Raw genomic sequence first — 12,237 nt, forward strand, 5'->3', positions numbered from 1 at the left:
ATTACCCATACTGATAAGGTATCCCCATGTACAAAGACACATACTTTTCCTTCGCAGACCGTTCCATGATGCTCCAAGCCCTCGAACTTGCCAATTTGGGGCGTTTTTCCACCTCGCCCAATCCGCGCGTCGGCTGCGTTATCGCACACGGCAGCCAAATTGTCGGTCAGGGCTTCCACGTCAAAGCGGGCGAACCCCATGCCGAAGTCCACGCCCTGCGTCAGGCAGGGGAAATGGCAAAAGGTGCGACCGCCTTTGTTACCCTCGAACCGTGCAGCCATCACGGGCGCACTCCGCCCTGTGCCGAAGCACTGGTACAGGCGGGCGTGTCCCGCGTCGTCGCCGCCATGCGCGACCCCAATCCACTGGTTGCTGGCAAAGGGCTCGCCCTTCTTGAGGCAGCAGGCATCAAGGCGGAATGCGGGCTGTTCGAAGACGAAGCAAGGGAACTCAACCGCGGCTTCCTGTCGCGCATCGAACGCCGCCGTCCCTTTGTCCGCCTCAAATGCGCCGTTTCGCTGGACGGGAAAACCGCCCTTTCAGACGGTAACAGTTTTTGGATTACCGACGGAGAAGCACGCGCCGACGTACAAACTTTCCGCGCCGAAAGCTGCGCGGTGCTGACCGGCATCGGTACCGTATTGGCCGACAACCCGTTGCTCAACGTCCGCGGCTTTCCGACCCTGCGCCAACCCGCACGCATCGTTTTGGACAGCCGCCTGCGCCTGCCCCTATATAGCCATTTGGTTACCGACGGACAATCTCCGACCTACATCGCCACACTGGAACGCGATGAAGGCAAACTCCGCCCCTATAGGGAACACGCACACATCCGCATCCTGATGCCGTCTGAAACGGCAGACGGCAAAATCGACCTGCACCACCTGATGCGCCTCCTTGCCGACGAAGGTTTCGGCGAAGTGATGGTGGAAGCCGGCTCCGAACTCACATCCGCCTTTTTGGCAGAAGATCTGGCAGACGAAATCGTCCTGTACCGTTCGCCCAAAATCCTCGGCAGCGGTAAAGACCTGTTCTCCCTGCCTGAGAACCGTACCGCACTGACCGATCCCCCTTTATGGATACCCGTTTTCAGCAAAACCATCGGACACGACATCAAAACCGTGTTCCGGAAAAACAGCGAGGATTTGCTGATTGACTATATACGGTGGATTCACGAAAACCGGTAGAGTGTTGGCCCAACGAGAACGATTTTCTAAGGTGCTCAAGCACCAAGTGAATCGGTTCCGTAATATAATACCGGGATGAAATAACATTCTTCAGACGGCACTGCCGTCTGAAACGCCATGAGGACAATATGAAAGACCAGCTTATCCGAAAATTTGCAGACCAGACCGCCGTCATCGGCATCGTCGGTTTGGGCTATGTCGGACTGCCGCTGATGCTGCGCTACACCGATGCCGGTTTCCGCGTCCTCGGCTTCGACATCGACACCTTCAAAACCGGCAGGCTTAATGCAGGCGAAAGCTATATCGAACACATCCCTTCCGAAAAAATCGCAGCGGCACGTCAAAAAGGTTTTGAAGCCACTGACGACTTTTCCCGGATTGCCGAAGCGGATGCCGTCATCCTCTGTGTCCCCACGCCCTTAAACAAATACCGGGAACCCGATATCAGCTTCGTTACTGGCACGACCGACGCAGTCAAACCCTATCTGCGCGCCGGTCAGGTTTTATCGCTCGAATCGACCACCTATCCCGGCACCACCGAAGAAGAACTGCTGCCGCGCGTAGAAGAAAACGGACTGAAGGCCGGCAAAGACATCTTCCTCGTCTATTCTCCGGAACGGGAAGACCCGGGCAACCCCCATTTCGAAACACGCACCATCCCCAAAGTCGTCGGCGGACACACCGCCTCATGTCTGGAAGTCGGCATCGCACTGTACAGTCCCGCCATCGACCGGGTTGTCCCCGTCAGCTCGACCAAGGCAGCCGAACTGACCAAGCTGCTGGAAAACATCCACCGCGCCGTCAACATCGGCCTGGTTAACGAAATGAAAATCGTCGCCGACAAAATGGGCATAGACATCCACGAGGTCATCGATGCCGCCGCCACCAAACCCTTCGGCTTCGTACCGTATTACCCCGGTCCCGGCCTAGGCGGGCACTGCATCCCCATCGACCCCTTCTACCTCACATGGAAAGCGCGCGAATACGGCGTAAACACGCGCTTCATCGAACTGGCGGGCGAAGTCAATTCCCATATGCCCGACTACGTTATCGGCAAAACCGTCCTCGCCCTCAATGGAAACGGCCGTTCCATCAAAGGCAGCAAAGTCCTGATTCTGGGCATTTCCTACAAAAAAAACGTGGACGATATGCGCGAAAGCCCGTCGGTGGAAGTGATGGACAGGCTGCACAAACTGGGGGCGGACATCGCCTATTCCGACCCCCATGTCGCCGTTTTCCCCCATATTCCCGGACACCACTGCTTCAACCTTTCCAGTACCCCGATTACGGCAGAAACGCTGGCAGACTTCGACTGCGTGGTACTGACCACCGACCATGACAAATTCGACTACCCGCTTATCGCCGAACACGCCAAACTCATCGTCGATACGCGCGGACGCTTCCGCGACGGCAGCCCGAAAGTCGTCAAAGCCTGATAGAGAAAGGTTTCAGACGGCATTGGAGAGCATCCCGATGCCGTCTGAACATTTGAAATGGACACAAAAAAAATCCTCGGCTACGCGGCAGGTTCCCTCGGCAGCGCGGTTTTGGGCATAATGACCCTGCCGCTGCTGTCGTGGTACTTTCCTGCCGCCGACATCGGACGCATCATACTGATGCAGACGGCGGCAGGCTTGGGCATATTGGTTTTGGGCATGGGTTTGGATCAGGCGTACATCCGCGAATACTATGCCGCCGCCGACAAAGACACTTTGTTCAAAACCCTGTTCCTGCCGCCGCTGCTGTCGGCCGCCGTAATGGCCACCTTCCTGCTTTCCCATCCGGAAATGCCGTCTGAAATCCTGTTCTCGCTTGACGACTCCGCCGCCGGCATCGGGCTGGTACTGTTTGCGCTGACCGTCCTGCTGATTCGTTTTCTCTCCCTGATTTTACGTATGGAAGAACGTGCGTTTGCCTTTTCTTCCACACAACTCATACCGAAGCTTACCGTCCTGCCGCTGCTGCCACTGGCGGTCGGGCTGCTGCACTTCCCGGCAAGCACCGCCACGCTCGGTGCCGTTTACACACTGGCGAACCTCGCCGCCCTCTCCCTGTTGCTGTTTCAAAACCGATGCCGTCTGAAAGCCGCATGGCGCGCACCGTTTTCATCCGCCCTCCTGCATCGCGGCCTGCGCTACGGCATACCGCTCGCACTGGGCAACCTCGCCTACTGGGGGCTGACTTCTGCCGACCGCTTCTTTCTGAAAGGATACGCCGGATTGGAACAGCTCGGCATATACTCGATGGGGATTACCTTCGGTGCGGCGGCACTGGTGTTCCAAAATATTTTTTCAACGGTCTGGACGCCGCATATCTTCCGCATGGTCGAAGAAAATGCCCCGATGCCGCACATTTCGGCAACCGCAGAATCCGCCGCCGCGCTGCTTGCCGCAGCCGTCTGCCTGACCGGTATTTTTTCACCTTTGGTTTCCGGCCTGCTGCCTGAAACCTATGCGTCCGTCAGGTTTATCGTCGTATCGTGCATGTTGCCGCCGCTGTTTTACACGCTGACCGAAATCAGCGGTATCGGTTTGAATGTCGTCCGCAAAACACGGCTGATTACGCTTGCCAACCTGACCGCGCTGTCGGCAAACCTGCTGCTGTTGAGGCTGCTCGTGCCGTCTGAAGGCGCGCGCGGTGCGGCGGTTGCCTGCGCCGCCTCATTCTGGCTGTTTTTTGTTTTAAAGACAGAAAGCTCTTCCCGCCTGTGGCAGCCGCTCAAACGCCTGCCGCTTTATATGCACACATTGTTCTGCCTGACCTCCGCGACAGTCCACGCCTGTTTCGGCACACGGGAAAACCATCCCCTGTTCGCCGCCGTATGGGCCGTATATTTGGCAGGCTGCATCCTGCGGCACAAAACAGAATTAAACCGCCTGTTTTGCCGTCTGAAAAACATGGGTTCCACATCATGAAAATCGTTTTGACCACTTCTATGGCGGGTCTGGGCGGCACGGAAAACGCCACCTTCCGCCTCGGCCGGCTGCTCAGGCAGCACGGACACGACATCATCCTTGCCTCTTCGGACGGACCGTTGCTCAAAGAGGCGCAAGCCTTGGGCATACGTTGGCAACCCGTCGATTTCTATCGCGGCGGCCTTTTCGGCTACCTCAAAGGCATGATTACCTACGCCCGAATGCTGCGGCGCGAACAACCCGACATCATCCACTGCCAAATGGCGCGCATCGTGCCCGCCTGCGCCGTTGCCGCCAAAATCGTTTCGCCGAAAACCAAAGTGTTCTACCACGCACGCGGGCTTAACCCCGAAACCTATCCGAAAATCGCCCGGCTGTTCGACCGTTTGGGCGTGTACATCATCGGCAACTGCAAACACGAGCGCGACAAACTCATCCGTTACGGTTTTCCCGCCCACCGCATCACTTATACCTACAACGCGCTGCACCGTCCCGATTCCGTTCCCGAAAAAACCGCCAAAGACTGCGTCATGCTCGGCACGCTGTCGCGTCTGGACACTGTCCGCGCCGTGCATCTGATGCTGGACATTTTCAAAAAAATGGTCGACCGCGATATGCCCGTACGCCTGAACGTGGCTGGCATAGGCGAAGAAATGGACAATTTGAAAGCGCAGGCGGAACGTCTGGGCATAGACGGCAAAGTTACCTTCCTCGGCGGCGTGCGCGATTTGACCGCCTACTTCAAAGACGTGGATATTTTGGTGAACACGCCCCACTGCATCGGCGACCACGGCGCAGGTGTGGGCAACAACATCTTGGAAGCAGGACTTTACGACACGCCCGTCGTTACCTACGATATGGCGGGCATTTCCGAAATGGTCGTCAACGGGGAAACGGGTTACTGCATCCCCTTCGGCGACGAAGAAGCCTTTATCGCCGCCGTAGACACGCTCGTCAGACAGCCGGAGTTACGCGAAGCAATGGGCAAAAGGCTGCATGCACACGTCGCCGCACTCTGTTCCGACGACGAAATCTACCGTACCACCATGGCCGCCTATACCATGTAATGCCATCTGAAAGCCGCCGATGAACATCACCATAGTCGCCCCATACTGCTCGCTGCCGTCCGAACCGTATTTCAACCGCTTTTGGTATCTGGCAGAACTGTTGTCGCAATCGCACGACGTGTTGCTGATTACCAGCCGTTTCCGCCACTACGACAAATCCTTCAGACGGCATGAAGATGCCCGAAACGCCTCCGCAGAGCGCCTGAAGGTCATACTGCTGGACGAGCCGGGATACGGCAAAAACGTCTCACTGGCACGGCTTGCCAGCCACCGCACCTTCGTCAAAAATTTCGAACGCCTCTTAGAAGGTTGCCGCCCGCACGAATGGGACATCGTCTATTCCGCCTATCCGCTGATGGCGACCAACCTGCTTTTAGGCAGGCATAAAGCGCGTTTGAACTACAAACTGATTATCGACGTACAGGACGTATGGCCGGAATCCTTCTCCTCGGTCGTACCGTTTTTGAAAAAAATCCCCCACAACCTGCTGCCCTTTGCCGACCGCGCCGATTGCGCCTACCGCTGCGCCGACGCATTGGTCGCCGTATCGCAAACCTACCTCGGCCGCGCCCGCGAGGCACGTCCCGACGTCCCCGCCGAAACCGTCTATATCGGCGCGGATTTCCCCACCATCACATCCTCGCCCGCACACCGTTTCGACACGGTCAAAACCCGCTTCTTCTATTTCGGCACGCTCAGTCACAGCTACGATGTCGATACTGCCTGCAGGGGGATACAGAAACTTCTGGACAGCGGGAAAAACGTCGAACTGCACATCATGGGCGGCGGCCCAGACCTAGAAAAGCTGAAACAGCATGAAAACCACGCCATCAAGTTTTACGGCTACCTCCCCTACGCCGAAATGATGTCGGTCGCCAAAGGCTGCGACATCGCCGTCAACGCCATCCATAGCCACGCCATGCAGTCGGTTACCAACAAACTTTCCGACTACATGGCATTGCAAAAACCCGTGCTGAACAGCCAGACCAATGCCGAAGTCCTCGACCTCCTGAACCTGCTGCCGCACGAAAACTACCGTTCCGGCGATGCAGACAGCTTCGCCCGTGCCGCCGAAAGCCTGATGGCAAAACAAAACTGGGCCATACAGTTCGATGAAATCGTCCGCCGCTTCAGGCGCGACATTTCCTATCGGAAAATCGTCAACCTGATTGAAAGATTGGCAAATGAGTAAAGCCGTCAAACGCCTGTTCGACATCATCGCATCTGCATCGGGGCTGATTGTCCTCTCACCCGTTTTCCTGATTTTGGCGTACCTCATCCGCAAGAATCTGGGTTCGCCCGTCTTCTTCATTCAGGAACGCCCCGGAAAGGACGGAAAACCTTTTAAAATGGTCAAATTCCGTTCCATGCGCGACGCGCTTGATTCAGACGGCATTCCGCTGCCCGACGGAGAACGCCTGACACCGTTCGGCAAAAAACTGCGTGCCGCCAGTTTGGACGAACTGCCCGAACTGTGGAACGTCCTCAAAGGCGACATGAGCCTGGTCGGCCCACGCCCGCTGCTGATGCAATATCTGCCGCTGTACGACCATTTCCAAAACCGCCGCCACGAAATGAAACCCGGCATTACCGGCTGGGCGCAGGTCAACGGGCGCAACGCCGCCTCATGGGACGAACGCTTCGCATGCGACATCTGGTATATCGACCACTTCAGCCTGTGCCTCGACATCAAAATCCTACTGCTGACGGTTAAAAAAGTATTAATCAAGGAAGGGATTTCCGCACAGGGCGAAGCCACCATGCCCCCTTTCACAGGAAAACGCAAACTTGCCGTCGTCGGCGCAGGTGGACACGGAAAAGTCGTTGCCGACCTTGCCGCCGCACTCGGCCGGTACAGGGAAATCGTTTTTCTGGACGACCGCGCACAAGGCAGCGTCAACGGCTTTTCCGTCATCGGCACGACGCTGCTGCTTGAAAACAGTTTATCGCCCGAACAATACGACGTCGCCGTCGCCGTCGGCAACAACCACATCCGCCGCCAAATCGCCGGACGCGCCGCCGCGCTCGGCTTTAAACTGCCCGTCCTGATTCATCCGGACGCATATGTTTCCCCGTCGGCAACCGTCGGTCAGGGCAGCGTCGTCATGGCTCAGGCAGTCGTACAGGCAGGCAGCGTATTGAAAGACGGCGTGATTGTGAACACTGCCGCCACCGTCGATCACGACTGCCTGCTTGACGCTTTCGTCCACATCAGCCCGGGCGCGCACCTGTCGGGCAACACGCATATCGGCGAAGAAAGCTGGATAGGCACGGGCGCTTGCAGCCGCCAGCAGACAACCGTCGGCAGCGGGGTTATCGCCGGCGCGGGGGCGGTTATCGTGTGCGACATCCCGGACGGTATGACCGTCGCGGGCAACCCGGCAAAACCCCTTACGGGCAAAAACCCCAAGACCGGGACGGCATAAGAGATTAAAATAAACCTCCGTACAAACCGATTTTGACAACACCTGCGACGTGCGACCGATTCATCGGGACACGCAAAACCCCTCCATCAGACGGCATATTGTCAGAAATGCCGTCTGAACCCGACGGACCAAACACCATGCTGAACACCTCCCTCTCCCCGTGGCCCTGCTTTACCCAAGAAGAAGCCGATGCCGTTTCCAAAGTCCTGCTGTCCAACAAAGTCAATTACTGGACGGGCAGCGAATGCCGCGAATTTGAAAAAGAATTCTCCGCCTTCGCCGGCACGCGGTACGCCGTCGCTCTTTCCAACGGCACGCTGGCACTCGATGTCGCGCTCAAAGCAATGGGCATAGGCGCAGGCGACGATGTGATTGTTACCTCGCGCACCTTCCTTGCCTCCGCGTCATGCATCGTTAACGCAGGCGCAAACCCCGTGTTCGCCGACGTGGATTTGAACAGCCAAAACATCAGCGCGGAAACCATCAAAGCCGCACTGACACCGAATACCAAAGCCGTCATCGTCGTCCACCTTGCCGGTATGCCCGCCGAAATGGACGGCATCATGACTTTGGCAAAAGAACATGATTTGTGGGTGATTGAAGACTGCGCCCAAGCACACGGCGCGAAATACAAAGGCAAATCCGTCGGCTCTATCGGACACGTCGGCGCATGGTCATTCTGCCAAGACAAAATCATGACCACCGGCGGCGAAGGCGGCATGGTCACCACTAACGACAAAGCGCTGTGGCGCAAAATGTGGTCGTACAAAGACCACGGCAAAAGCTACGATGCCGTGTACCACCGCGAACACGCACCCGGTTTCCGCTGGTTACACGAAAGCTTCGGCACCAACTGGCGCATGATGGAAATGCAGGCTGCCATCGGCCGCATCCAGCTCAAACGCATGCCCGAATGGACTGCCCGCCGTCAATCGCACGCTGCCAAACTGGCTGAAAGCTTAGGCAAATTTGCCAGCATCCGTTTGGTTGAAGTCACCGACTACATCGAACACGCGCAATACAAGTTCTACGTCTTCGTCAAACCCGAACACCTGAAAGACGGCTGGACGCGCGACCGCATCGTCAGCGAACTGAACGCGTGCAAAGTCCCCTGCTATCAAGGCAGCTGCTCCGAAGTCTATTTGGAAAAAGCCTTCGACGACACGCCGTGGCGTCCGAAAGAGCGTTTGAAAAACGCCGTCGAACTGGGCGACACCAGCCTGATGTTCTTGGTGCACCCGACGCTGACCGACGACGAAATCGCGTTCTGCAAAGAACACATCGAAGCCGTATTGACCGAAGCCACACGATAACCCTTCAGACGGCATATGCCGCCTGAAAGCACATACCGCCCCACGATATGACTCTGGAAACCCTGCTTGCCCTACCGCGCAACATCAAGAAAATCTGTTTCCTCATACACGATTTTCTGATGATTTTCACCGCCTTCTGGTTTACCCAAAGCCTGAAGGCCGACTACTCGAACGAATGGTTCGACCCTGCCAACTGGCAGTCTTTCCTATTGACCGCGCTGTTGACCATCGGCCTGTTCGTCAGAATGGGGCTCTACCGTGCCGTTACACGCTTTGTCAGTTTCCACGTCCTGACCACCGCCTTTGCCGGCAGCCTCGTCTCCGCCGTACTGTTTTTCCTCAATACGCTGATATTTGAAGAAAAATTGCGCCTCGCCCTGCCCGTTGTCTACTTTCTGCTGCTGCTTGTCTCCGTAACCGGATCCCGCATGGTCATACGCGGCCTTTTATCCGACCACCAAAAAAAACATATGACCCCCGTCATCATTTACGGCGCGGGACGATCGGGCAGACAACTGCTCGAGGCCGTCAAACAGATACGCGAATATTCCGCGGTCGCCTTTGTGGACGACAACCCCAAGCTTTGGCACACCGTCATCTACGATCTTGCCGTTTACCAGCCCGATGCCATCGCCTTCCTCATCGAACGCTACGGCGTGGAAAAAATCCTGCTCGCCATTCCCAGCGCGACCCAGGAACAACGCCGCCGAATCATCAGCAAACTGGAAGCCTATCCGTGCGAAGTGTTGACCATTCCCGGAATGAAAGACCTGATGGACGGGAAAATCAGCATCGGCACGCTCAAAAAAATCTCCGTGTCCGACCTGCTCGGACGTGATTCCGTCGCGCCCGACGACCGCCTCATGAATGCCGACATTGCCGGCAGAACCGTGATGGTAACCGGTGCCGGCGGCTCCATCGGTTCGGAACTCTGCCGCCAGATTATCCGTCGCCGCCCCGAAAAGCTGCTGCTGTTCGAATTATCCGAATTCGCCCTGTACGCCATCGAAAAAGAATTGCGCGAATACTGCATCCAAAACAATACCGATACCGAAATCCTGCCCTTCCTCGGCTCGGTGCAGAACCGCACGCTACTCACGCGCATCATGACCGCCGGCCAAGTCTCCACCGTTTACCATGCCGCCGCCTACAAACACGTCCCCATGGTCGAATTCAACACCGTCGAAGGCATACGCAACAACATCTTCGGCACACTCGAGTGCGCGCTTGCCGCCACGGCATCTGGCGTAAGAACCTTCGTCCTCATCTCCACCGACAAAGCCGTCCGCCCCACCAACACCATGGGTGCCAGCAAACGCATGGCGGAACTCTGCCTTCAGGCGCTCGCCGCCGAACCCGGACAAAAAACCCGCTTCAGCATGGTGCGTTTCGGCAATGTTTTAGGTTCGTCCGGCTCCGTTGTCCCGCTGTTTGAAAAACAGATTGCAGAAGGCGGCCCGCTTACCCTGACCCACCCCGAAATCACACGTTATTTCATGACCATACCCGAAGCCGCCCAACTCGTCATACAGGCAGGCGCGATGGGTACGGGCGGCGACGTATTCGTCCTCGACATGGGCGAATCCGTCAAAATCATCGACCTTGCCCGCCAAATGATTACCTTAAGCGGCCTCAAACCCAAAACACCCGAACAACCCGACGGCGACATCGAAATCCTCATTACCGGACTGCGTCCCGGAGAAAAACTCTACGAAGAGCTGCTCATCGGCGACAACGTCCGCAAAACCGGCCATCCGCGCATCATGACCGCCAACGAAACCATGCTGCCGTGGCACGAGCTCTCCGCCCTGCTCGACCACATCCGTGCGGCCTGCGACCGTTACGACCAGCAGGCAATCCGTACCCTGCTCATCAACGCCCCGACCGGCTTTGCCCCGAGCGACGGCATCTGCGACCTGCTTTGGGTACGAGAAACACACACAAAAAATGCCGTCTGAACCTTCAGACGGCATAACGTACAAACCAACCTACCTTACTCACACGGAGTTTGACATGCAGTTTTCAGCATTCGGCGAAAAATTCACGCAACACAGCGGCATCCTGCAACTTATGGACGACCTCGGCGACGCGCTCAAAAGCGACAAGCCCGTCAACATGCTCGGCGGCGGCAATCCGGCGCGCATCCCGGAAATCGATCGGGCGTTCGCCGACATATTCTCCAAACTGGCGGCAGAACACGCCGTCGAAAACATCGGCAACTACTCCAACCCCCAAGGCGATGCCGCGCTGATTGACGCGCTGACCGCCTTCCTCAACCGCGAATACGGCTGGAATCTGACCGCCGACAATATCGCGCTGACCAACGGTTCGCAAAACGCGTTTTTCTATTTATTCAACCTCTTCGGCGGCAAATTCAACCTTTCAGACGGCACATCCGCAGAAAAAGCCATTTTGTTGCCGCTCGCGCCCGAATACATCGGCTATGCCGACGTGCATGTTGAAGGGCAGCACTTCGTTTCCGTCAAGCCCAAAATCGAAAACGTCGAACACGAAGGCGAAGCAGGCTTCTTCAAATACCGCGTGGACTTTGACGCACTGGAAAACCTGCCCGAACTCAAAGCGGGCAAAATCGGCGCGATTTGCTGTTCGCGCCCGACCAACCCGACCGGCAATGTGTTGACCGATGGCGAGATGGCGCGTTTGGACGCTTTGGCGCAAGAACACGGCATTCCGCTGATTATCGACAACGCTTACGGAATGCCGTTCCCGAATATTATTTACAGCGATGTGACGCTCAACTGGCACGAAAACATCATCCTCTGCTTCAGCCTGTCCAAAGTCGGCCTGCCGGGCGTTCGCACCGGCATCATCGTCGCCGCGCCCGAAGTCGTCAAAGCCGTCAGCAGCCTGAACGCGATTGTGAACCTTGCCCCCACGCGCTTCGGCGCGGCCATCGCCGCCCCGCTACTGGAAAGCGGCGAGATGAAACGGCTTGCCGACCAAGTCATCCGGCCGTTTTACCGCAATCAGGCGCGAACCGCCGTCGCCCTGCTCAAGCGCGAGCTGGGCGCGTATCCGATGAAAATCCACAAGCCCGAAGGCGCGATTTTCCTGTGGCTCTGGTTTGAAAACCTGCCCGTTCCTTCGCAAACCCTGTACGAAATGCTCAAAGCCGAAGGTACGCTGATTATTCCGGGCGAGCATTTCTTCGTCGGCATCGACACGCAAGATTACCCGCACGCAGGCGAGTGCATCCGCATGAGCATCGCGCAGGACGCTCAAACGCTGAAAAAAGGCATTGCCGCCATCGGTAAAACCGTCCGAAAACTGTACGACAACGTTTAAACCGCAAAAAATGCCGTCTGAAA

9 protein-coding genes are annotated in these 12,237 nt (G+C 56.9%); all 9 read left to right on the plus strand.

Features of this window, described 5'->3' with window-relative positions; all coding sequences use genetic code 11:
• Positions 1-26 precede the first annotated feature (26 nt).
• Positions 27-1,187, plus strand: a complete 1,161-nt coding sequence (ribD, locus tag BBW69_RS05490) for a bifunctional diaminohydroxyphosphoribosylaminopyrimidine deaminase/5-amino-6-(5-phosphoribosylamino)uracil reductase RibD (RefSeq protein ID WP_188210672.1) — start codon at positions 27-29, stop codon at positions 1,185-1,187.
• A gap of 128 nt (positions 1,188-1,315) precedes the next feature.
• Positions 1,316-2,623: a nucleotide sugar dehydrogenase gene (locus BBW69_RS05495; protein ID WP_188210673.1), complete on the plus strand. Its 1,308-nt coding sequence runs from the start codon at positions 1,316-1,318 to the stop codon at positions 2,621-2,623.
• 57 nt (positions 2,624-2,680) lie between these two features.
• Complete coding sequence (locus BBW69_RS05500) at positions 2,681-4,102, plus strand: lipopolysaccharide biosynthesis protein (protein ID WP_188210674.1); 1,422 nt, start codon at positions 2,681-2,683, stop codon at positions 4,100-4,102.
• The gene (locus BBW69_RS05505; protein ID WP_188210675.1) at positions 4,099-5,169 is read left to right on the plus strand and encodes a glycosyltransferase family 4 protein; all 1,071 of its coding nucleotides are present in this window, start codon (positions 4,099-4,101) and stop codon (positions 5,167-5,169) included. The genes BBW69_RS05500 and BBW69_RS05505 overlap by 4 nt, the downstream gene beginning before the upstream one ends.
• 19 nt (positions 5,170-5,188) lie before the next feature.
• Positions 5,189-6,361 (plus strand): glycosyltransferase, encoded by a 1,173-nt coding sequence (locus BBW69_RS05510; protein ID WP_188210676.1) that lies wholly within the window; start codon positions 5,189-5,191, stop codon positions 6,359-6,361.
• Positions 6,354-7,595 (plus strand): NeuD/PglB/VioB family sugar acetyltransferase, encoded by a 1,242-nt coding sequence (locus BBW69_RS05515; protein ID WP_188210677.1) that lies wholly within the window; start codon positions 6,354-6,356, stop codon positions 7,593-7,595. Before BBW69_RS05510 ends, BBW69_RS05515 begins: the two co-directional genes overlap by 8 nt.
• Before the next feature lie 137 nt (positions 7,596-7,732).
• A complete protein-coding gene (locus BBW69_RS05520; protein WP_188210760.1) occupies positions 7,733-8,908 on the plus strand; it encodes a DegT/DnrJ/EryC1/StrS aminotransferase family protein in 1,176 nt (391 codons plus the stop codon).
• 47 nt (positions 8,909-8,955) lie between these two features.
• Positions 8,956-10,866 carry a nucleoside-diphosphate sugar epimerase/dehydratase gene (locus BBW69_RS05525; protein ID WP_188210678.1) on the plus strand — a complete coding sequence of 637 codons (1,911 nt, stop codon included), beginning with the start codon at positions 8,956-8,958 and terminating at the stop codon, positions 10,864-10,866.
• 55 nt (positions 10,867-10,921) lie between these two features.
• Complete coding sequence (locus BBW69_RS05530) at positions 10,922-12,214, plus strand: valine--pyruvate transaminase (RefSeq protein ID WP_188210761.1); 1,293 nt, start codon at positions 10,922-10,924, stop codon at positions 12,212-12,214.
• Positions 12,215-12,237: the final 23 nt, after the last annotated feature.

Origin of the sequence: Neisseria sp. RH3002v2f (genome assembly GCF_014596375.1) — a bacterium.
In the GTDB taxonomy this organism is placed as follows: Bacteria; Pseudomonadota; Gammaproteobacteria; order Burkholderiales; family Neisseriaceae; genus Neisseria; species Neisseria cinerea.